Consider the following 20,941-nt stretch of genomic DNA (forward strand, 5'->3'; position numbering starts at 1 on the left):
CAGGAAGGGGAAAGAAAATGCAAAACGGGCCGGTGTGGAATCACACCGGCCCGTAGCGTGTTGCGGCTCCGATCACGCCGGTGCGGTTGCGCCGGGCTTGACTTCAGTGCCCGTGCTGCCACCCGACGCATCGCCTGCCGGCGGCGTCGAGCTCTTCGGCGAACGCGGTGGACGGCCGGCCATGATGTCGTTGATCTGATCGGCGTCGATCGTTTCCCACTCCATCAGCGCGGCGGTCATGGCTTCGACCTTGTCGCGATTCTCGCCGAGCAGACGCTTCGCAAGGGTGTACTGCTCGTCCAGCACGCGACGGATTTCGGCGTCGACCTTCTGCTGCGTCGCTTCGGAGATGGTGCGCGTGAAGCCGCGGCCAAACGGCGAAGCGTCGTTCTCGTCATCGACGTAGACCATCGGTCCAAGCGCATCCGTCATACCGAAACGCGCGACCATTGCACGGGCGGTGGCAGTTGCCTTGTTGAAGTCGTCCGATGCGCCGGTGCTGATCAGGTTCAGGAACAGCTCTTCCGCGACACGGCCACCGAACAGAATGGCCAGACGGTCGAGCAGATAGTCCTTCGAATACGTTTCGTTGTCGTGCTCCGGCAACTGCCACGTCACGCCCAGCGCACGGCCGCGCGGGATGATCGTGACCTTGTGCACCGGATCGGCCTTCGGCAACAGCTTGGCGATCACCGCGTGACCCGACTCGTGATACGCCGTGGCGCGCTTCGATTCTTCGCGAATCACCGCCGACTTGCGCTCCGGGCCCATGAAGATCTTGTCCTTCGCGTCCTCGAAGTCGGTCATTTCGACGATGCGCTTGCCGCGACGCGCAGCAAACAACGCCGCTTCGTTCACGAGGTTCGCCAGATCGGCGCCCGAGAAACCCGGCGTGCCGCGCGCGATCACCGCCGCGTCGACGTCGTTCGAGATCGGCACCTTGCGCAGGTGGACCTTCATGATGTGTTCGCGACCGCGGATGTCCGGCAGACCGACGTACACCTGGCGGTCGAAACGGCCCGGACGCAGCAGCGCCTTGTCGAGCACGTCCGAACGGTTCGTCGCAGCAATGACGATCACGCCGGAATTCGCTTCGAAGCCGTCCATCTCGACGAGCATCTGGTTCAGCGTCTGTTCGCGTTCGTCGTTACCGCCGCCCATGCCGGCGCCGCGATGACGGCCGACCGCGTCGATTTCGTCGATGAACACGATGCACGGCGCGTGCTTCTTCGCCTGTTCGAACATGTCGCGCACGCGGGCCGCGCCCACGCCGACGAACATTTCGACGAAGTCAGAACCCGAAATGCTGAAGAACGGCACTTTCGCCTCACCGGCGATAGCGCGCGCCAGCAGCGTCTTACCCGTCCCGGGAGGGCCGACGAGCAGCACGCCGCGCGGAATGCGCCCGCCCAGCTTCTGGAACTTCTGCGGATCGCGCAGGAAGTCGACGAGTTCGGAGACTTCTTCCTTGGCTTCGTCGCAACCGGCGACGTCAGTGAAATTGATGGCGTTATTGTTCTCGTCGATCAGACGCGCGCGGGATTTGCCGAACGAGAAGGCACCGCCTTTCCCGCCCCCCTGCATCTGTCGCATCATGTAGAACCAGAAGCCGATGATGAGGATCGTAGGCCCAAGGTAATACAGCGCCGAGACGAGCGCGTTCGGTTCTTCGTCAGCCTTGCCGCTCACCTGAACGCCGTACTTCATCAGATCGCCGACCATCCAGATGTCGCCGGGCGACACGATCTGGTATTTCTGGCCGTCTGCTGGAGTGACCGTGAGGTTCCGCCCCTGGACAATGACGTTCTTGACCTTGCCGTTCTTTGCGTCGTCCATGAACTGCGAATAGGAAACGCCTTCCTGGACACGGGGCTTGTCGAACTGCTTGAACACCGTAAACAGCACCAGTGCGATAACCAGCCACACTGCTGCCTTCGAAAACATATTGTTGTTCAAAGCACCACTCCTTCACTCATAGACGGGCGCCTACATTTGCCTTGCGGCACCACTAAGGCATTCTAATCCAGTCCGCAGACCCCTGCCATAACCATTCACTACCGCACAAATAGCGCATCGCGCAAGCCGGCGGCGGGTTCCGGCCACCGGAAGATACGGCGCTCTCACGCTGCACTCCCCTTTCTGGCGGTCAGTTCGGACGCTTCAGATGCTTACCCAAAATAAACGTTTCGGATGATTTATCCCGGGACGCCTTCGGTTTGCGGGCAGCCACGGTTTTAAACTGCTGCTTGAACTTTTCAACAATCTGGCTGTAACCACTGCCGTGAAAGCATTTGACTAAAAGGGCGCCATCCGGCTTCAGATGGTTCTGGGAGAATTCCAGCGCGAGATCGCACACATGCTCGATCCGCGCGGCGTCCGCCAGCGCCACTCCCGACAGGTTGGGCGCCATATCGGAAATTACAAGGTCCACCTGGCGCGCGCCCACCATTTCCTCGAGTTGCGCGAGCACGCTGTCCTCGCGGAAATCGCCCTGAATGAAGTGGACGTCGGAGACGGGCTCCATCGGCAGCAGATCGAGCGCGATGATCGTGCCGTCGATGCCGCCCTGACGCTCCTCGTCGCGCTTCGCGCCCTTCGCAAGCTTGTTGCGTGCGTACTGGCTCCAGCTGCCCGGCGCCGAGCCCAGGTCGACAATGACCTGGCCGGGACGGATCAGCTTGTCCTGCTCATCGATTTCCTTCAGCTTGTAGGCCGCGCGGGCACGGTAACCCTCCCGCTGCGCCATTTTCACGTACGGATCGTTGATGTGATCGTGCAACCACGACGTGTTGAACTTGTTTTTTGCCATTAAACGTTGATCTCTTGCTGCGTGATGCGGTGCTTTTAGCGGATAATACGCGTTTAATTCGCGCGGCTGCCGCTCGTTGAGCAGTGTTCCGCGCTTCCATGTTGTTCTGACGACGCGTTGTCCTGCGCGAAAACCGAAGCAATCGGGAATGCGGGCGCCGTCATTTTAGTCGAGTCTCCCACTTCCCATGCCCGCCCTCAAAGTTTCCTCCGACCAACGCGCCGAACTGCGCTCCCAGGCTCACGCGCTCAAACCGGTCGTGCTCGTCGGCGCCGAAGGGCTGACCGACGCTGTGCTGACCGAGATCAAGGTTCACCTGAAGGCGCACCAGCTGATCAAGATCCGCGTGTTCGGCGACGAACGCGAGGCGCGGCTCGCGATCTACGAACAGATCTGCGACCAGCTGAACGCCGCGCCGATCCAGCATATCGGCAAGCTGCTGGTGATCTGGAAGCCCGAATCCACCCAGCCGGCCGCGAAAGCGAAGCGTGGCGCCCTGCCGAGCGCCCGCGAAGCCGCTGAAGAAGCGAAACCGGGCAAGGGCCGTGCCCCGCGCGTCGTGAAGGTGGTGAAGCCTTCTGAAATCCCGATGCGCAAGCCGAAGGCGAAGGCGGTTGTGGTGCGCGGCAACGAACGCGTGACTCAGGGCGGCAATATCAAACGCGCCAAGAAACGCCAGACCAGCGCGAAACGGCAACATCAGACGTCGAAGTAACAGTTTGTGACGGCGCGCGGAAATACGCGCGCCTTCTTTCGGCGACTTCACCGGTTGCGTGAGCGAGTCCGGTCCGCCAGGGCATTCGCCCGAGTCCCGGATTGCGTACTGCACCCAACGGCTGCACCCAACGTTCCAGGTGTTCCTGCCGGGTCGAAGTCAGCGCTTGAAATCAGCCCGCAACCTTGCCTGCCCCCACATCACCGCGCGCGCCCTGCGCTGACGACACACCCGCGCCGACCGGCAACATCCAGACAAGCGCGAGGCCAAGCAGGCTTTCGACGAGATAGAACAGGCTCGACACGCCGTGCAACATGCCGAAGCGCGCTGCATACGCGGAGTGCCCGACATCCGTGCCCGCGTTCAACGCGGCCACACGCAATGCCTCCATGAACGGTTGCAGCGCGAAATATCCCACCAGTACGCAAACCAGCATCGCGGCGGTTAACCATCGCAGCCGACGGTATGCGTCGCCACCACGGCGCACCAGCACATTGCCGAGCGCGAGCAGCAACACGCCGCACACCGCGCCCAGCACCGCCTCAATGCGAAACAGCTGCGCCGCGACCGAGCCGGCCGTCGTGCGATCGAGCGATGCGAACAGCACCGGCGCGACGGCATAGCCGATCGTGAAGAGGCTGCCGACCCACGCAACGGTCAGCAACCGGAACACGCGATGAGGCATTAGCGACACGACGCGCCCTTCGTCAAACGTAGCGAACCACAATGATTTCGTACTCGCGCACGCCGCTCGGTGCCTGCACCGACGCAACGTCGCCTTCCGACTTGCCGATCAGAGCGCGCGCGATCGGCGAGCTGATCGAGATCAGGCCGTGGTCAATATCAGCCTCATCGTCGCCGACGATCTGGTAAGTGACCGTAGCGCTCGAATCCAGGTCTTCGAGCTCGACGGTTGCGCCGAACACGATGCGGCCATCCGCCTCGACGACGGCCGGATCGATCACCTGTGCGCCAGCGAGTTTCGACTCGATGTCGGCGATACGGCCTTCAATAAAGCCCTGCTTTTCTTTTGCAGCGTCGTACTCGGCGTTTTCCGACAGATCGCCCTGGGCACGCGCTTCCGCGATCGAATTAATGACCGCCGGACGTTCAACCGATTTCAGGCGCTGCAGTTCGTCGCGCAACATTTCTGCGCCGCGCTTCGTCAATGGAATAGTGCTCATAAACAACTCTAGTGGCAAAAAACGGCCGTAAAAAAATCGCCGCGGTTAAGTGCATCCCGGAGGAACCTGGCCGGAACTGGGGCCGGTGCCTAGTGGGACGCCGCTTAACCGCGGCACTTACATCTCTGACTCAGAATCGAAGCCTTAGTTTAGGCGAGCATGGAGTCCTTGTAAATCATAGACTTCCAGGTTCCGAAGATAGCGCAAACCTTCCACCGCGGCCCGCGCACCCGACATCGTCGTGTAGTACGTGACCTTGTTCGCCTGCGCACTCATGCGGATCGAGCGCGAATCGGCGATCGCGGCGCGCGTTTCGTCGACGGTCGTGAAGACGAGTGCGATCTCGCCGTTCTTGATCATGTCGACGATGTGCGGACGGCCGTCCTTCACCTTGTTGACGACCTTCACCGGCACGCCGGCCGCTTCGATCGCGGCAGCCGTGCCCTTCGTGGCGACGATTGGGTAGCCCAGTTCATGCAGCATGCGAGCGACTTCGACGGCCTTCGGCTTGTCGGCGTCCATCACCGTGAGCAGCACCGTGCCCGACTCCGGCAGACGCGAACCTGCCGCGAGCTGCGATTTGAACAGCGCTTCGCCGAAAGTCTGGCCAACGCCCATCACCTCGCCGGTCGAACGCATTTCGGGTCCGAGCACCGGATCGACGGTCGGGAACTTGACGAACGGGAACACCGCCTCCTTCACGCTGAAGTACGGCGGATCGATTTCCTTCGTCACGCCCTGCTCCGCCAGCTTCTGACCGACCATCGCGCGCGCGGCGATCTTCGCGAGCGGGAGGCTCGTCGCCTTCGACACATACGGCACCGTACGCGACGCACGCGGGTTCACTTCGAGCACGTAGATCACGTCCTCTTTCGAGCCGTCCGCCTGCGTCACCTGCTGGATCGCGAACTGCACGTTCATCAGGCCGACCACGTTCAGCGCCTTCGCCATCGCGCCGGTCTGGCGCTTCAGTTCGGCGATCGTTGCCTTCGACAGCGAGTACGGCGGCAGCGAGCACGCCGAGTCGCCCGAGTGCACGCCTGCCTGCTCGATGTGCTCCATCACGCCGCCGATGAACACGGCTTCGCCATCGGAAATGCAGTCGACGTCGCATTCGATCGCGTCGTTCAGGAAGCGGTCGAGCAGCACCGGCGAATCGTTCGACACCTTCACGGCCTCGCGCATGTAGCGCTCGAGATCGCGCGGCTCGTGGACGATTTCCATTGCGCGGCCGCCCAGCACGTAGGACGGACGCACGACGAGCGGATAGCCGATTTCGTCGGCGAGCTTGAGCGCTTCGTCTTCGGCGCGTGCGGTGCGGTTCGGCGGCTGACGCAGACCGAGGTCCTGCAGCAGCTTCTGGAAGCGCTCGCGGTCTTCGGCGGCGTCGATCATGTCCGGCGACGTGCCGATGATCGGCACACCGTTCGCTTCGAGGTCGAGCGCAAGCTTCAGCGGCGTCTGGCCGCCGTACTGGACAATCACGCCGACCGGCTTCTCCTTGTCGACGATTTCGAGCACGTCTTCGAGCGTCAGTGATTCGAAGTACAGACGGTCGGACGTGTCGTAGTCGGTCGAAACGGTTTCAGGGTTGCAGTTGACCATGATCGTTTCGTAGCCGTCTTCGCGCATCGCGAGCGCGGCGTGCACGCAGCAGTAGTCGAACTCGATGCCCTGGCCGATCCGGTTCGGGCCGCCGCCCAGCACCATGATCTTCCTGTTATTCGTAGGATGAGCTTCGCACTCTTCCTCGTAGGTCGAGTACATGTACGCGGTTTTCGTCGCGAACTCGGCCGCGCACGTATCGACGCGCTTGTACACCGGGCGCACGTTCAGTTCGATACGACGGCGGCGCACGTCGGTTTGCGTGGCGCCAAGCAGTTTCGCAAGACGACGGTCCGAGAAACCGCTCTGCTTCAGATACTTCAGTTCTTCCTTCGAGAGGCTCACGAGCGTGCGGCCGGCCAGCGCCTTTTCCTTCAGGACGATCTGTTCGATCTGCGCGAGGAACCACGGATCGATCGACGTCTCATCGAAGATTTCCTGCTGCGTCATGCCCACACGGAACGCGTCGCCGACGTACCAGATCCGGTCCGGACCGGCTTCGCCGATCTCGCGGATGATTTCGTCGCGGCTCGTGGTCTTTTCATCGAGACCGTCGACGCCCACTTCGAGGCCGCGCAGCGCTTTCTGGAACGATTCCTGGAACGTGCGGCCGATCGCCATCACTTCGCCGACCGACTTCATCTGCGTCGTCAGGCGCGGATCGGCTTCGCGGAATTTTTCGAACGCGAAACGCGGAATCTTGGTGACGACGTAATCGATCGTCGGTTCAAACGACGCCGGCGTCTGGCCGCCGGTGATTTCGTTCTTCAGCTCATCGAGCGTGTAGCCGACGGCGAGCTTCGCTGCGACCTTCGCGATCGGGAAGCCCGTGGCCTTCGAAGCCAGCGCCGACGAACGCGACACACGCGGATTCATTTCGATCACGATCATCCGGCCGTCTTTCGGATTGATCGAGAACTGCACGTTCGAGCCGCCTGTATCGACGCCGATTTCGCGCAGCACCGCGAGCGATGCGTTACGCAGGATCTGGTATTCCTTGTCGGTGAGCGTCTGCGCCGGCGCGACGGTGATCGAGTCGCCGGTGTGGATGCCCATCGGGTCCAGGTTTTCGATCGAGCAGACGATGATGCAGTTGTCCTTCGTGTCGCGGACCACTTCCATCTCATACTCTTTCCAGCCGAGCAGCGATTCTTCGATCAGCAGTTCGCGCGTCGGCGACAGGTCGAGACCACGCTTGCAGATCTCTTCGAATTCGTCGCGGTTGTACGCGATGCCGCCACCCGAACCACCGAGCGTGAACGACGGACGGATCACGACTGGATAGCCGCCGCTGCCCGTTGCCGCAGCGATCTGCGCCTGCACCGTCAGCGCTTCTTCCATCGAATGCGCGGTGCCCGACTTGGCCGAGCCGAGGCCGATCTTCGTCATCGCGTCCTTGAACTTCTGACGGTCTTCGGCCTTGTCGATCGCTTCCGGCGACGCGCCGATCAGCTCGACCTTGTACTTTTCCAGCACGCCGTGGTGATGCAGGTCGAGCGCGCAGTTGAGCGCGGTCTGGCCGCCCATCGTCGGCAGGATCGCGTCCGGGCGCTCCTTCGCGATGATGCGTTCGACCACTTCCCACGTGATCGGCTCGATGTAGGTGACGTCGGCCGTGTTCGGGTCGGTCATGATCGTCGCCGGATTGCTGTTGACGAGAATGACCTTGTAGCCTTCCTCACGCAGCGCCTTGCACGCCTGCGCGCCCGAGTAATCGAACTCGCACGCCTGGCCGATGATGATCGGACCCGCGCCGATGATGAGGATGCTCTTGATGTCTGTCCGCTTGGGCATAACGCTCTCGCTAATGTATTCCTGTGTTCTTGCCGTGGCGCGCTGCGTCCTGGCGTCTGCTTTGAACTACTGCGCGCCAGCCTTTCCGGCTCGCGCTTTTCGCCCGCCGCGTTTCACCTCGCGCGCGCTCTCTACTCTTTCGACTTGCGCGAGCTTCGCTTACGCGATCGCGGCCGTTGCCGTGCTGCCCGCTTTCCGCTTGTCCATCAACGCAGTGAAGCGGTCGAACAGGTAAGCGATGTCGTGCGGGCCAGGCGACGCTTCCGGGTGGCCCTGGAAGCAGAACGCGGGCTTGTCGGTGAGCGCGAAGCCTTGCAGCGTGCCGTCGAAGAGCGACGTGTGCGTGACCTTCGCATTCGCCGGCAGCGTGGCCGCGTCGACCGCAAAGCCGTGGTTCTGCGACGTAATGATCACGCGGCCGTCTTCGAGATCCTTCACCGGATGATTCGCGCCGTGGTGGCCCGTCTTCATCTTCATCGTCTTCGCGCCGACGGCGAGACCCATGATCTGGTGGCCGAGGCAGATACCGAACGTCGGAATGCCGCGCTCGATGAATGCCTTCGTGGCCGCGATCGCGTAGTCGCACGGTTCCGGATCGCCGGGGCCGTTCGACAGGAACACGCCGTCCGGATTGAGCGCGAGCGCCTCGGCTGCGGTGGCCTCTGCCGGCAGTACGGTGACGTGACAGCCGCGCTCAGCCAGCATGCGCAGGATGTTGTACTTCACGCCGTAGTCGAATGCGACGACGCGGTACTTCGGCGCATCCTGTGTGCCGTAGCCGCTGCCGAGACGCCATTCGCGCTGCGTCCATTCATACGATTCCTTCGTCGACACGACCTTCGCGAGGTCCATGCCGGCGAGGCCCGGAAACGAACGCGCAAGTTCGATTGCCTTCACTTCGTCATCGGAACCAGCGAGGATGGCGCCATTCTGAGCGCCCTTGTCGCGCAACACGCGCGTCAGCATGCGGGTGTCGATGCCGGCGATGGCGACGACGCCTTCGTCCTGCAAATACTGCGGGAGCGTGCGCTCCATGCGGAAGTTCGACGCGAGGACGGGCAGATCGCGGATGATGAGGCCGGCGGCATGGACTTTCGTGGCTTCGACGTCTTCGGCGTTGACGCCGACATTGCCGATATGCGGATACGTCAGGGTGACGATCTGGCGGGCGTAGCTCGGGTCAGTCAGGATTTCCTGATAGCCCGTGATGGCCGTATTGAAGACAACTTCGCCGATCGTATGACCGGGCGCGCCGATCGAGTACCCACGAAAGACCGTGCCGTCGGCGAGTGCGAGCAAAGCAGGAGAAAAAGACGGCAACACGGGAGACTCCTTGGGGAACACCCTGTTGCCGACCTGTCTATCCGACCGTGCGGGCCGCGGCGAGGCGCATCGACAGGATGCGCGCGCAGGCCCGCTCGCGTATCGCGGCTGACGTCACGTCGTGTTGGGCGCGATGGGTCCATTGTGTGGACGGATCGGCTGGAGGCGGGACGCTCGCGGCGCGGCGGATAAACGGTGTGGGAGAGGTAGGCGCTAGGGTGCGGGTTGATAAGCTCAAACCTTGCAATTATAGCCCGAAAGTACCCTTCCCTTCAAATCCAGGATAGCTTCCGACGCGTGCCTGAGCACTCGCCATCACGCTGCGAGCCTTTCTGGCAAAGGCTTTTGCGGCCGTCCAGCGGTCGCCGTGCCGCGAAAATCGGGACGGCTCGCATGGTTGCGCGCTATGACAGATGCTCGGCCTGCAGAGGCGCCGGTTTTGCGGGCACGCGGCCCGGCAGCACGTACAAGATCGCACTCGCGATCTCCAGAGCGACCAGGATGCCCCATGCGGTGAGATGCGCCGCCGTCGGATAGTGACCTTCGGTTGCTGGCCAGCGCGACAGAACCGCGCCGACGCCAATCTGGAAGCTGAAAATCAGCAGAAAAATGATCAGCGTGAGCGTGGTATTGCAACGGCCCGTCATATGCGGCGGAAAATGCCTTGCGAGCACGGCATAACTGAGAATGCCCGTTCCGCCAAATATCCCGTACGCGCCCCACAACAGCCCTGCGGGCAACGGCACGCGCAGCATGATCAGCACCTGCGTGACAACAAAGAGCGCCATGCCAATGCCACTAAGCGCATAGAGCGACACGCCGCGCTTCTCCAGCGTGCCCGCCGCCGCACCGAAACCCACGCTGCCCGCCATCATCGCGACGCCGAGAATCGATACCAGTGCCGCCGCCGAACCTGGCTGCAAACCGGCGACATCACGCAGCCACGCGCCGACCCACAGTGACTGCATCGCGTAAAACACGCCCTGCGTCATCACGGAGAAGGATGCGATCTTCCAGAAGGCGGCGCTCTTCAGGATGTGCCATGTGCCCTTGAACTGGCTGACAAGGCCGGCCTGATGATGCGTTTCGCGCCTGTCCGGCGCCATGGTCCAGATCGCCGTCGAGACCGCGACAGTCAGCAAGCCGAGCGCGACGCAAACGGACCGCCATCCCGCGAAACCCAACACCCACGTGAGCGGCGAGCCGACCGCGACGCCACCCAGCCCGCCGACCGCCATGACGAGCCCGTTGACGAGCGGCAGCCTGGTCACGACGAAGTGTTGCGTCAGCGCCTTGAACGCGGCGCCGAGGCACGCCGACACACCGACGCCGATCAGCAGCCGCCCCAGCATCATCATGCCAACGCTGTGCGCCGCACCGAAGACCCAGATGCCCGCCGCCGCGAACAGCAGCAACGCGGCCGTCACACGTCGTGGGCCGAAGTGATCGAGCAGCACGCCGGCGGGAATCTGTGCGCCCGCGAAGCCAAGAAAATAGAGACTCGTCAGCAGTCCGAGATCGGCGGCGGAGAGACCGAGGTCATGGGTAATCAGCGGCGCAAAGCCGAGATTGACGCCGCGAAACAGATAGGAAACGAAGTAACCGAGCGAGAACAGCAGGAACACACGAAACTGGATCGACGACATGGCGCGCAACGAAGTAACCGCGAAAGCAGGAACCCGAACGATAAGACAAACGGGAGAAGCGCGCTGAAACGTCTGCAGAAATGAAAACGCCGTCACCACGGGTGACGGCGTTTTAAAAGCTGGAGGTGATCGGAGCGTAATTCATGCGCTGCCCCCGCAGCGCATGTGGTCACCCCTGCAGGTGCCGCTGTTATTTACTTGACTTTCTGCGCGTTGGCTGTGGCCTTCGGGCGGCTACCCGCAGCCTTCGACGCCTTGCTGGGTGCACCCGATGAAACCGCCGCCTTCGACGTTTTGCCCCTGCTGGCTCCCGTCGACGCGCTGGCCTTCACCGGGTCCGAAGCCTTGACGACCTTGCCCTGGCTACGACCCTTCTTCTTATCGTAGCGCGATTCGGCCTTCGTGTCTGCGGCGCCGGTGCCGATCTTCTGGACCCCGCCGCTATCGTCCGCCGATGCGCTGGCGCGCAGCACAGGGCCCGGCTCAGCAGGCAGCGCCTTGCCAACCGGCACATGCAGCACGATCACCTGTCCAGGCGATACCTGGTTGCGGTGCGTACGGTTCCAGGCCTTCAGCTGCCCGACGGAAACGCCATAACGGTCTGCAAGCGAAGCCATCGACTGCGAGCGGCGCACGCGGATCAGCATCTTGCGCGTATCGGGAACGTCCGGCTCCATCGCGAGCACAGCGCTTTCGGCGACGTCGGCGCTGATGTCTTCGTCGTCATCGTTGCCGCGCGGCACGACGATCGTCGAGCCCGGCTTCAGACGCATGCCCGCCGGAATCTTGTTGACTTCCATCAGCGTGTCCGCGTCAACGCCGATCTTCTGCGCAATCGCAGCCGGGCCCGCGCGCTCGGTGACCGTGTACGTGGTCCACGACGACAGCGAGCCGCTGTACGACTTGAGGTTCGTTTCGAAGGCGCTGGCGTTATCGAACGGCAGCAGGATCTGCGGTTGCGTCGCACCGAGAATCACCGGCTTTCTGAACGACGGATTCAGCGAGCGGAACTCGTCGGTCGACATGTTCGCGAGCTTCGCCGCCGTGTCGACGTCGATGTCGTGCGACGTCGTGACCGTCACGAAGTACGGGTGATTCGGAATGGTCGGCAGCGACAGGCCATACATCTGCGGATTCGCGACGATATTCTTCACAGCCTGCAGCTTCGGCACGTAGTTACGCGTCTCGTTCGGCATGCGCAGGCTCTGGTAGTCAGTCGGCAGACCGGCCGCCTCGTTGCGCGCAATCGCGCGCTGCACGTTGCCCTCGCCCCAGTTGTACGCGGCGAGCGCGAGATACCAGTCGCCGAACATGTCGTGCAGACGCGACAGATAGTCGAGTGCGGCGCTCGTCGACGCGAGCACGTCGCGACGCTCGTCCTGCCACATGTTCTGCTTGAGGTTGTACGTGCGGCCCGTGCCGGGCATGAACTGCCACATGCCCGCGGCCTTCGCGACCGACAGCGCCTGCGGGCTGTACGCGGATTCGATGAACGGCAGCAGTGCAAGCTCGGTCGGCATGTGACGCGCTTCGAGCTCTTCGACGATGTGATACAGGTATTTTTGCGACCGGACGGTCATGCGTTCGACGTAGTCGGGACGCTGTGCGTACCAGTTGACCTGCATATCGACCAGATCGGTCTGCAGGTCGGGCATCTGATAACCACGACGAATGCGGCCCCACAGGTCGGCATCGGCGCTCGTCAACTGATTGACGGAGCCTTGATCGACGTTGATGATTTCTTTTGCGGATGCGGTCTTGCGGAGGGCGTCAGCTACTGCCTGCTGCGTGGCGGGGTTCGTTGCGGTGGTCGGGCTATTCGCTGTTGGCCCCGAGCTCGCACATGCGGCGAGCGTCAGGACCAACAGCGCACTTAGGATAAATCGCATGAAGATCTCGGCTTCCATAGGACTGGAATTTGCAGCCGATAGTACGAAACCGCATTGTTTCCGTCAATCAGAAATATAGGAAAACCTTGGCAAATCCTAGGCTTGGCGAATTTTTTCTATTTTTGGCATGAGCAAAACCGTGCTGGGGGGCGGGTCAACGGAACCGGTTTTTCCATTCGCGCATCAATGTAAACGCTGCGAGCCGGTCGGGCACCGATTCGTGCAATTGTTCCGCGAGCGTGGCCTGGATGGCCTGATCGCCGGCCCGCAGGAACGGATTCACGGCTTTTTCGTGGGCAATCGTCGTAGGCAGCGTAGGCACCTTGCGGGCCCGCAGCCCGGTCGCTTCGTCGCGCCAGGCTTGCAGCGCGCGGTTGTCCGGATCGCAGGCGAGCGCGAAGCGGATGTTCGACAGCGTATATTCGTGCGCGCAGTGCACTTCAGTTGAACCGGGCAGCGCGGCAAGCGAATCGAGCGAGTCGAGCATCTGTGCGGGCGTGCCTTCGAAAAGCCGGCCGCAGCCACATGCAAACAGCGTGTCGCCGCAGAATACGTGCGGCGTGCCGCGCGGGTCGGCGGCCTGGAAATACGCGATGTGGCCGCTCGTGTGGCCGGGTACGTCGAGCACGGCGAATTCGAGTGCAGGTTCGGCAATGCTCACGCGATCACCGTTTTTCAGACGATGCGTGAGATGCTCGATCGCTTCGCCGGCCGGGCCGTAGACGGGCAGCGCCTGGCCGTTCAGCAGATCGGCCACTCCGCCGACGTGGTCGCGATGATGGTGCGTGAGTAAAATAGCGCTCAGTTGCCACCCCCGCTTCGCCAGATACGCGCGAACGGGCTCGGCCTCACCCGGATCGACGACCACCGCATGGCGGCCGTCCGACACGAGCCAGATGTAATTGTCTTCAAACGCCGGGACCGGGACGTATTCAAGTTCAAGCGAATTCATGGGCGACGCATTCTTTAACATGTCTGACCGATCGATTATAGACTGGCCCGCCTGGACCGATTCGCCGCCCGGACGCTACGTGCTCGAGTGGGAGCAGGCGCAGCTCGACCGCGTGGTGTCGGACATATTCGGCTACCACGCGCTGCAGCTTGGCCTGCCGCAGCTCGACGCGCTGCGCGAGAACCGCATGCCCTGCCGCGGCCTCGTGCTGGACGCCGCCAGCGGCAGCAGCGCGCCCTACATCTTCCCGCGCGGGCCCACGCCCGGCCCCGTGCACAGCCTCGCCGAGCGCCACGCGCCTGCGGGACGCAGCACCGTCTGGTGCGATCTGCTCGACCTGCCGTTCGAAGCGCAGAGCGTCGACCTGATCGTGATGCCGCACACGCTCGAATTCACGAGCGACCCACACCGTCTGTTGCGCGAAGCCGAGCGCGTGCTGATGCCGGAAGGCCAGCTGATTATTCTTGGCTTCAATTCGCTGTCGCTGTGGGGCGCGCGGCAGTCGCTCGGCAAGGTCACCGGTCGGCCGTTCGTGCCCGCCCAGCATGACCTGATCGCCTTCACGCGTCTGAAGGACTGGATCAAGCTGTTAGGCTTCGACCTTGAACGCGGACGCTTCGGCTGCTATCGTCCGCCCCTCGTCAGCGATCAGTGGCTCGCGCGCTATGCCTTCATGGAAGCCGCCGGTGACCGCTGGTGGCCCATCTTCGGCGCGGCCTACATGGTGACGGCGATCAAGCGCGTGCGCGGCATGCGGCTCGTCGGCCCATTGAAGGTGAAAAAACCTGTTCTCGCCGCCGGGCTCGCGCCCGCCGCCACTCCGAATACCCGCAATCACCGCAAATGACCCAAGACATCATCGAAATTTTCACCGACGGCGCCTGCAAAGGTAACCCCGGCCCCGGCGGCTGGGGTGCGCTGCTGCGCTTCGGCACGCAGGAAAAGGAACTGTTCGGCGGTGAAGCGCTCACCACCAACAACCGCATGGAACTGATGGGCGTGATCGCAGCGCTCGAAGCGTTGAAGCGTCCATGCAAGGTTGTCGTGCACACCGATTCGCAATACGTGCAGAAAGGCATCAGCGAATGGATCCACGGCTGGAAAAAGAAGGGCTGGATGACGGCCGCAAAAACACCGGTGAAAAACGCCGACCTGTGGAAGCGGTTAGACGCCTTGGTTCAGCAGCATGAGATCGAATGGCGCTGGGTGAAAGGCCACGCAGGGCACCCGGAAAACGAACGCGCCGACGCGCTGGCGAATCGCGGCGTCGCTTCGATCTGAATACGGTCGCACTCCCTTTTTTATCGCTTTTTCCAACGCAGGCTGATCCGACATGCGTCAAATTGTTCTCGACACCGAAACCACTGGCCTCAATGCGCGCACGGGCGACCGCATCATCGAAATCGGTTGTGTCGAACTGGTCAACCGCCGGCTGACGGGCAATAACCTGCACTTTTACGTCAACCCGGAACGCGACAGCGATCCGGGCGCCCTTGCCGTCCACGGGCTGACAACCGAGTTCCTCCGCGACAAACCGAAGTTCGCTGAAATCGCCAATACGCTGCGCGATTTCGTGCAGGACGCGGAACTGATCATCCACAACGCACCGTTCGACATCGGTTTTCTTGACGCCGAGTTCGCGTTGCTCGGGCTGCCGCCGTTCAGCCAGCATTGCGGCGAGGTGATCGACACGCTGGTGCGGGCGAAGTCGATTTTCCCGGGCAAGCGTAATTCACTCGACGCGCTGTGCGATCGCTTCGGCATCAGCAACGCACACCGGACACTGCACGGCGCATTGCTCGACTCGGAACTGCTCGCGGAAGTGTTTCTTGCGATGACGCGCGGCCAGGAAAGCCTCGTCATCGACATGATGGGCGAAACATCCGGCGGCGGCGATGCTCACGCGCCGCGCGTGAAAATCGACTCGCTCGAACTGATCGTGCTGGCGGCCAGCGATGAAGAACTCGCCGAGCATCAATCCGTGCTCGATGGCCTCGACAAGGCCGTCAAGGGCACGAGCATCTGGCGTCTCGAACCGGCGCCGGCGGCCGATACCGCTGCCGATGCGCAGCCTGCTTAAAAAATGCTTTACGGCACTTCAGTCGTCTGACATAATTCGGCTCTCTTCGGGTGGTTAGCTCAGCGGTAGAGCACTGCCTTCACACGGCAGGGGTCACAGGTTCAATCCCTGTACCACCCACCAGATTCGCGTGACCCGCAGAAATAAAGGCCCTCAGACGAAAGTCGAGGGCCTTTTTGTTTGCACCAAAAATCGCGAATTTTGCCTTTAGGGCGGAGAAGGGGCGGAGCCGAAAATTAGCCCAGACACAACATGATGACAAGTACAGTCTGGAGCATCACATGGCGGCAATCTGGAAACGCGGCAACTACTGGCGAGTGGAAATCCGGCGCCTTGGCCAACCAAGGCAAAATCGCAGCTTTGACACTAAAGCCGAGGCGGACGCTTGGGCGCGTCAGGTCGAAGCGAAGATGGACCGTGGCGAGCTCGCAGACCTGAAAGAGCTGAAAGAGGCGGAGCGAAACACTCTCGGAGATCTGCTGCTCCGTTATAGCGAGAAAATTTCGCCGCAGAAGAAGGGCGGCGACCTAGAAATTTTGAGAATTCGGAAGCTGTGCGCTGAACCCATCGCCCAGATTAAGGTTTCCGAGCTTCGTCGCAAGCACATGGCTGACTACCGAGATCGCCGGCTGGCCGGGGACTTGGAGTCGAAACCCGTTTCTGGTTCCACCGTCAATCGCGAACTGAACCTGCTAAGTCACGTCCTTAATGTAGCGACCAAGGAATGGGGCATTCACGTGGCCGTCAACCCGGTTTCGGCAATCCGCCGCCCCAAAGAAAACCGGGCACGCTGTCGCAGATTGCGTCGGCCCGATGGAGAAACTCCCAGCGAGGAAGAACGTCTTCTGGCTCAACTTGAAGTGAAACCGCGCACCACGTCGGGAGCATATGCCCCGGGCGGCTGCCGGAACGAATACGCCCGACCCACCGTGATGCTCGCCATCGAGACCGCCATGCGCCGCAGTGAACTGCTTGGTCTGCTCTGGCCTGACGTCCATCTGGCCGACCGCTACGTGCAATTGCATGATTCTAAAAACGGGGAGCCTCGGGACGTCCCGCTCTCGACCCGTGCGGTACAAATCCTGACTGAACTATCGAAGAAGCCGCGTCACGCCAGCGGCCGCGTTCTATTAATCTCACCCGAGGCGCTAAAGAAGTCCTTCACCCGCGCTTGCGAGCGCGCGGGCATTAAGAACTTGCATTTCCACGATCTTCGTCACGAAGCCACGTCACGCATCGCCGAGCGCCTAGACAATGTGCTGGAACTTTCAGCCGTCACCGGGCATAAAACCGTGCAAATTTTGAGGCGGTACTACCATCCTCGCGCATCGGACCTGGCTCTGAAACTGGGTTGAAAGAGATTTTGGAGTCGTGACTGACAATCGCATCAGACGCAACACCCGCCACCATTTCACCCACGACGCCACGAAATTATCGCGGAGTACGGGAGCGGGAACACCACTTGTCGTATTGGACATTCCCCCAAGGGAGAATCGACGTGACTCGTTATGAAAAAGATGTGATCGCATGGGCTGACGAACAGGCTGCGCTTTTGCGCGCCGGTTCTTTTGCCCAACTTGATATTGAACGCATAATCTTGCTCGTGGAACGAGCAGGCACTGCAGAGATCGGGCAGTTCTATCATGCCATGTCGTTGGTGCTGCGGCATCTGCTGACGTGGGAGCATACGGCAGAGGGACGCACGAAAAAGCTGCGAACATTGATCATCGTTCGTCGTAGGGAGGCCATCAAACTATTGCGCCGCACACCAAGTCTTTCCATATGGCTCGCGAAGGCGACCTTCTGGCAGGATGCATGGGAAGGCGCGGTCGCCGAACGAAGAGCGTCCGGTAAGGTGACGGAACCTTACCCGGCAACCTGTCCCTGGACACCGTCGAAAGTTTTGGACGAGGGGTTTTTTCCGGAATAGTCGCGAACATGGGCAAAGGAAGAACCATCCAACGTCGCAACGCGAATTGAACGCGGATCACTAGGGGCTGCGGATCACTCAACCGTCTCGACTTGCGACGACAGCATGGTCGCGTATTTCGCGCAACACGGTGGCGAACATCACGCGCTGTACGACGCCCCGCCCACCCGAATCACTTCGTCTCTGGACACGCATCTCGCAAGGCCGATGATGAAAAAGGAACTCGAAGCCACGATCCTCGCGGCCTGCCCGACGCTCTACCGGCACGACCGGCCCCGGTTCAGGGACCTGCGATTTGAGTGTGGCGACGGCTGGTATGAGCTTGTCCTTGCAATCTCCCGGCTGCTTGAAGCCGAAGCGCAGCGACTGCAGCAACTGCAGCAACTGCGGCCACGCAAACGGATCAGGGTGGGGGTCGTCAAGGAAGAACTGGGCCGGTTGGTGTTCGGCTATGAAGGCCACGTCACCGACGAAGCCTACACGGCGATCGAGGCGCTTGAGGTGCGCAGCACGCTTGCCTGCGATCTGTGCGGCCGTCCCGGCGAGCGTCGGGGGGGTAGCTGGCTCACCGTGCGCTGCGACGCGCACGTCGAACACGAAAGGAGAACTCTACTATGACTGTCTCCGAACTGATCGAACACCTGCGCGCCTTTCCGGCTGACGCGTGCGTTGTTGTTCCGCTTCAGGAGGGCCGGGGCTATGCTGCACTGCGCCGTCTTCTCGCCGTTCCGGTCAGGCGCGTTGCCCCTGGAACACCCATCGATGGCGAGTATCTAAACGAACTCGACTTGATGTACGAAGCCATGCCGTTCGTCCCCGACGAAACGGCCGTTGTTATCGAGTGGGAATGATCATGACTACAACGCCGCCCGTCCTCGAAGAACCTTGTGTCCAGCTCTCGGATTGGACCGTCTACGAGACGGACAAGGGCACACGACATTTCGTCGGCCGCGAAAAACCGCCGTACGGGCACTACTGCGCGAGCGAGGCAATTGAGTATTTCGATCCCCAAACCGGCGTGGGCGTCGACGTCACCGGGCAGTCCTACGAACTGGCCGGGCTCAACGGCGGCCTAGAATCAACGCCTGGCGTATGGCAGGGCTGGGTCCATCGCAACAGCGTCATGTTCAGCGAACTGACGGCGGAATATCGACGCGCGATCCTGGTTGCAAGAGTGCCCGTGATTGAGCGCAACGGGCAACCGGACTATGTCTGTCTGAACGACATTCCGCAACCGTGGCAAGACACGTTTCGCGCGGCGCTGCACGGCTCGTGCTGCCCCGTGATCGATGGCGTGGGTGAGTGCGCGTGGGCGACGGACTGGAAAGGCTGGCTGGAGGGACGCTTTCCGCGTTGGTAGCGATATGAACATCAAACAGGCCGAACACCCAGCAATCATCAATGCACCACGCGACCCGTGGAAGCCACGCTATTTTCTTGACACCGAGTTCACGGCTTTCGACGCCTGCCAGCTCATCAGCGTGGCGATCGTGGGAGAGAACGGGCGAGAATTCTACGGCGAGTGCTCGGACTTCGAGCGCCCACTGTGTAGCGACTTCGTGCGCGAAGTCGTGCTGCCGCAGCTTGGCAAAATTCCGGGCCGATCGATGCCGCTCTCCCAGTTGCGAAGCGAACTGATGGCATGGTTGAACGAGGTGCCAACGAAACCAAAGCCGGTTCTGTGCTTCGATTACCTCGGCGATCTGCAGCTCCTGACGCACCTGATTGGCGGTACGCTGCCACGCGGATGGAAAACGGAAAACATCTTTAACCGGCTTGATGCCGCCCGACTTGCGACGTATTTCGCGCAACACGGCGGGGAACATCACGCGCTGTACGACGCCCGCGCGAACGCCTGCGCGTTCAGGTGAAGCGCCACCATTTCACCCCAAGGCGCAAACCCTAAAAGCGCGCGCTCGTGAGGGTATGCAGGGGTGTCAACGACGATCAGGACGAGTCACGGGATACGATTTTGAAAGTACTTTCGACCAACTTGCGCTCTTCCGACACTCCCATTTGGGAGGGAACTATCTTCCGAAACGGAGGCGAGCATGACGCGTTGCGAAACGATTCATATTGCGGTTCGACACATATGCGCAGGCAATCCTCTTTGAGCCGGGCGGGAAGCTTTATGTCCCCATCTCGGGCCCTTTGGATCAGAGCAGGCGCGATGATTTCCAAGGCAGTCGAGATCGCGCTCGATCACGACAAGCCTGCCTAAACGGCCGTCCGCCGCACGCTCTGCTCGGCAAGCCGATACAGACGTCCGTCGCGGTGGCTCGAATCCACTTTTTGTAAGTTACCAGTACGACAGAGCGTTTACGGGCTAGCCGCAGTTTTCCGAAGAAATCATGGCGGTCCATGCGCCATTTGGGCCAGTAAATCGCAGGAGCGCGCTTACGTACTGCGATTCGTGCTCTTTAGTACCCCAGCCGAATGAATTTGTGTCCGTGTTACTTGAAGCCTTGTACCAACGCGCATCTGCGGTAGTCGCTCCACAGTCATCGTGCGACCAGCTTTCCACCAGATTCCAGTGAACGATTGTTCCGTCTGGACGCACGAGTTGCGCAGATCCGTTGAACGTCGTCTCGGCATAACCGACTACGTTGCGATGCCAGTGGAACTCCCATGACCGGATAATTACCCGCAGAGATTCACCAACCATTTGAAGGTCAGAGAATGTCGGCTCTAACGAAATCTTTGGAAACTTTGTTCGTTTAACAATTACTGCATCATCAGGCTGCGTTTGTGCATTCTGCATCTCATCAGCAGATGTCGGAGTTTTGATTGTTGTCATCGCGCGTCTCCAATATGAATGCCCTCGCGAATGCGACGGCAACTTGCATTTGCTTCAGTTAATTTTTAAATGCAGATACTCAAGTGATACAAAAAAATTCGAACCGCGAATCATGAATTATGGAATACAGTAGCAAAGCCAGCCTCCGCCTCCAGCAGGCTCTGGGTCACATTGTCTGCACCCTTGAATAACGCGGCATAGAGCGCCGCCAGACGAG

20 protein-coding genes and 1 tRNA gene are annotated in these 20,941 nt (G+C 61.3%); 11 read left to right on the forward strand and 10 right to left on the reverse strand.

Annotated features, from left to right (window positions below):
• Positions 1–72 precede the first annotated feature (72 nt).
• Both ftsH and P3T16_RS12950 read right to left on the reverse strand, forming a co-directional pair.
• Positions 73–1,956, reverse strand: coding sequence for an ATP-dependent zinc metalloprotease FtsH (gene ftsH, locus P3T16_RS12945; RefSeq protein ID WP_429256764.1), 1,884 nt, complete (start codon positions 1,954–1,956; stop codon positions 73–75).
• Positions 1,957–2,146: 190 nt separating this feature from the next.
• Entirely contained in the window at positions 2,147–2,809 is a 663-nt protein-coding gene (locus P3T16_RS12950) for an RlmE family RNA methyltransferase (protein ID WP_429256765.1), read from the reverse strand.
• A 187-nt stretch (positions 2,810–2,996) separates the two neighbouring features.
• Here P3T16_RS12950 and P3T16_RS12955 point away from each other — a divergent pair, with 187 nt between their 5' ends.
• Positions 2,997–3,524, forward strand: a complete 528-nt coding sequence (locus P3T16_RS12955) for a YhbY family RNA-binding protein (protein WP_429256766.1) — start codon at positions 2,997–2,999, stop codon at positions 3,522–3,524.
• Positions 3,525–3,696: 172 nt separating this feature from the next.
• Here the strand turns inward: P3T16_RS12955 and P3T16_RS12960 are convergent, their stop codons facing one another.
• The 7 genes from P3T16_RS12960 to gloB form a co-directional block, all read right to left on the reverse strand.
• Positions 3,697–4,209, reverse strand: coding sequence for a DUF4149 domain-containing protein (locus P3T16_RS12960; protein WP_429342709.1), 513 nt, complete (start codon positions 4,207–4,209; stop codon positions 3,697–3,699).
• 22 nt (positions 4,210–4,231) lie between these two features.
• Positions 4,232–4,708, reverse strand: coding sequence for a transcription elongation factor GreA (greA, locus tag P3T16_RS12965; protein ID WP_429256767.1), 477 nt, complete (start codon positions 4,706–4,708; stop codon positions 4,232–4,234).
• Between the two features lie 144 nt (positions 4,709–4,852).
• Positions 4,853–8,107: a carbamoyl-phosphate synthase large subunit gene (gene carB, locus P3T16_RS12970; RefSeq protein WP_429342598.1), complete on the reverse strand. Its 3,255-nt coding sequence runs from the start codon at positions 8,105–8,107 to the stop codon at positions 4,853–4,855.
• 159 nt (positions 8,108–8,266) lie between these two features.
• Positions 8,267–9,430, reverse strand: coding sequence for a glutamine-hydrolyzing carbamoyl-phosphate synthase small subunit (carA, locus tag P3T16_RS12975; protein ID WP_429342599.1), 1,164 nt, complete (start codon positions 9,428–9,430; stop codon positions 8,267–8,269).
• Positions 9,431–9,834: 404 nt separating this feature from the next.
• Positions 9,835–11,076, reverse strand: coding sequence for an MFS transporter (locus P3T16_RS12980; protein ID WP_429342600.1), 1,242 nt, complete (start codon positions 11,074–11,076; stop codon positions 9,835–9,837).
• A 194-nt stretch (positions 11,077–11,270) separates the two neighbouring features.
• On the reverse strand, positions 11,271–12,965 hold the full coding sequence (locus P3T16_RS12985) for a transglycosylase SLT domain-containing protein (protein WP_429342601.1): 1,695 nt from the start codon (positions 12,963–12,965) through the stop codon (positions 11,271–11,273).
• Positions 12,966–13,119: 154 nt separating this feature from the next.
• Complete coding sequence (gloB, locus tag P3T16_RS12990) at positions 13,120–13,917, reverse strand: hydroxyacylglutathione hydrolase (RefSeq protein WP_429342602.1); 798 nt, start codon at positions 13,915–13,917, stop codon at positions 13,120–13,122.
• Positions 13,918–13,936: 19 nt separating this feature from the next.
• On the opposite strand from gloB, the gene P3T16_RS12995 reads away from it, so the two are divergent.
• The 10 genes from P3T16_RS12995 to P3T16_RS13040 all read left to right on the forward strand — a co-directional run bounded on the left by P3T16_RS12995 (position 13,937) and on the right by P3T16_RS13040 (position 19,798).
• On the forward strand, positions 13,937–14,764 hold the full coding sequence (locus tag P3T16_RS12995) for a class I SAM-dependent methyltransferase (RefSeq protein WP_429256773.1): 828 nt from the start codon (positions 13,937–13,939) through the stop codon (positions 14,762–14,764).
• On the forward strand, positions 14,761–15,198 hold the full coding sequence (rnhA, locus tag P3T16_RS13000) for a ribonuclease HI (RefSeq protein WP_429342603.1): 438 nt from the start codon (positions 14,761–14,763) through the stop codon (positions 15,196–15,198). Before P3T16_RS12995 ends, rnhA begins: the two co-directional genes overlap by 4 nt.
• A 52-nt stretch (positions 15,199–15,250) precedes the next feature.
• A complete protein-coding gene (gene dnaQ / locus P3T16_RS13005; protein WP_429342604.1) occupies positions 15,251–15,997 on the forward strand; it encodes a DNA polymerase III subunit epsilon in 747 nt (248 codons plus the stop codon).
• A 48-nt stretch (positions 15,998–16,045) separates the two neighbouring features.
• Positions 16,046–16,120 (forward strand) — tRNA-Val (locus P3T16_RS13010).
• A gap of 158 nt (positions 16,121–16,278) precedes the next feature.
• Entirely contained in the window at positions 16,279–17,352 is a 1,074-nt protein-coding gene (locus tag P3T16_RS13015; RefSeq protein WP_429342605.1) for a site-specific integrase, read from the forward strand.
• 143 nt (positions 17,353–17,495) lie between these two features.
• Positions 17,496–17,927 (forward strand): DUF29 domain-containing protein, encoded by a 432-nt coding sequence (locus tag P3T16_RS13020; protein ID WP_429342606.1) that lies wholly within the window; start codon positions 17,496–17,498, stop codon positions 17,925–17,927.
• Positions 17,928–18,032: 105 nt separating this feature from the next.
• Positions 18,033–18,545, forward strand: coding sequence for a hypothetical protein (locus P3T16_RS13025; protein ID WP_429342607.1), 513 nt, complete (start codon positions 18,033–18,035; stop codon positions 18,543–18,545).
• Positions 18,542–18,778 carry a hypothetical protein gene (locus P3T16_RS13030; RefSeq protein WP_429342608.1) on the forward strand — a complete coding sequence of 79 codons (237 nt, stop codon included), beginning with the start codon at positions 18,542–18,544 and terminating at the stop codon, positions 18,776–18,778. Before P3T16_RS13025 ends, P3T16_RS13030 begins: the two co-directional genes overlap by 4 nt.
• Before the next feature lie 2 nt (positions 18,779–18,780).
• Positions 18,781–19,287, forward strand: a complete 507-nt coding sequence (locus P3T16_RS13035) for a hypothetical protein (RefSeq protein ID WP_429342609.1) — start codon at positions 18,781–18,783, stop codon at positions 19,285–19,287.
• Between the two features lie 4 nt (positions 19,288–19,291).
• Positions 19,292–19,798 carry a hypothetical protein gene (locus P3T16_RS13040; protein ID WP_429342610.1) on the forward strand — a complete coding sequence of 169 codons (507 nt, stop codon included), beginning with the start codon at positions 19,292–19,294 and terminating at the stop codon, positions 19,796–19,798.
• Positions 19,799–20,253: 455 nt separating this feature from the next.
• Here P3T16_RS13040 and P3T16_RS13045 read toward each other — a convergent pair whose 3' ends face one another.
• Positions 20,254–20,724, reverse strand: coding sequence for a hypothetical protein (locus P3T16_RS13045; protein WP_429342611.1), 471 nt, complete (start codon positions 20,722–20,724; stop codon positions 20,254–20,256).
• Positions 20,725–20,941: the final 217 nt, after the last annotated feature.

Origin of the sequence: Paraburkholderia sp. GAS42 (assembly GCF_050436565.1) — a bacterium.
Classification (GTDB): Bacteria; Pseudomonadota; Gammaproteobacteria; order Burkholderiales; family Burkholderiaceae; genus Paraburkholderia.

Excerpts from the sequence above, each read along its gene's own strand:
- P3T16_RS13025 (WP_429342607.1), top strand. The coding sequence starts at position 18,033 with ATGGTCGCGTATTTCGCGCAACACGGTGGCGAACATCACGCGCTGTAC.
- P3T16_RS12950 (WP_429256765.1), bottom strand. The coding sequence starts at position 2,809 with ATGGCAAAAAACAAGTTCAACACGTCGTGGTTGCACGATCACATCAAC.
- P3T16_RS12960 (WP_429342709.1), bottom strand. The coding sequence starts at position 4,209 with ATGCCTCATCGCGTGTTCCGGTTGCTGACCGTTGCGTGGGTCGGCAGC.
- P3T16_RS13040 (WP_429342610.1), top strand. The coding sequence starts at position 19,292 with ATGAACATCAAACAGGCCGAACACCCAGCAATCATCAATGCACCACGC.
- P3T16_RS12955 (WP_429256766.1), top strand. The coding sequence starts at position 2,997 with ATGCCCGCCCTCAAAGTTTCCTCCGACCAACGCGCCGAACTGCGCTCC.
- dnaQ (WP_429342604.1), top strand. The coding sequence starts at position 15,251 with ATGCGTCAAATTGTTCTCGACACCGAAACCACTGGCCTCAATGCGCGC.
- P3T16_RS13045 (WP_429342611.1), bottom strand. The coding sequence starts at position 20,724 with ATGACAACAATCAAAACTCCGACATCTGCTGATGAGATGCAGAATGCA.
- P3T16_RS12985 (WP_429342601.1), bottom strand. The coding sequence starts at position 12,965 with ATGCGATTTATCCTAAGTGCGCTGTTGGTCCTGACGCTCGCCGCATGT.
- P3T16_RS13030 (WP_429342608.1), top strand. The coding sequence starts at position 18,542 with ATGACTGTCTCCGAACTGATCGAACACCTGCGCGCCTTTCCGGCTGAC.
- rnhA (WP_429342603.1), top strand. The coding sequence starts at position 14,761 with ATGACCCAAGACATCATCGAAATTTTCACCGACGGCGCCTGCAAAGGT.
- gloB (WP_429342602.1), bottom strand. The coding sequence starts at position 13,917 with ATGAATTCGCTTGAACTTGAATACGTCCCGGTCCCGGCGTTTGAAGAC.
- P3T16_RS13015 (WP_429342605.1), top strand. The coding sequence starts at position 16,279 with ATGGCGGCAATCTGGAAACGCGGCAACTACTGGCGAGTGGAAATCCGG.
- carB (WP_429342598.1), bottom strand. The coding sequence starts at position 8,107 with ATGCCCAAGCGGACAGACATCAAGAGCATCCTCATCATCGGCGCGGGT.
- greA (WP_429256767.1), bottom strand. The coding sequence starts at position 4,708 with ATGAGCACTATTCCATTGACGAAGCGCGGCGCAGAAATGTTGCGCGAC.
- P3T16_RS12995 (WP_429256773.1), top strand. The coding sequence starts at position 13,937 with ATGTCTGACCGATCGATTATAGACTGGCCCGCCTGGACCGATTCGCCG.
- P3T16_RS13035 (WP_429342609.1), top strand. The coding sequence starts at position 18,781 with ATGACTACAACGCCGCCCGTCCTCGAAGAACCTTGTGTCCAGCTCTCG.
- P3T16_RS12980 (WP_429342600.1), bottom strand. The coding sequence starts at position 11,076 with ATGTCGTCGATCCAGTTTCGTGTGTTCCTGCTGTTCTCGCTCGGTTAC.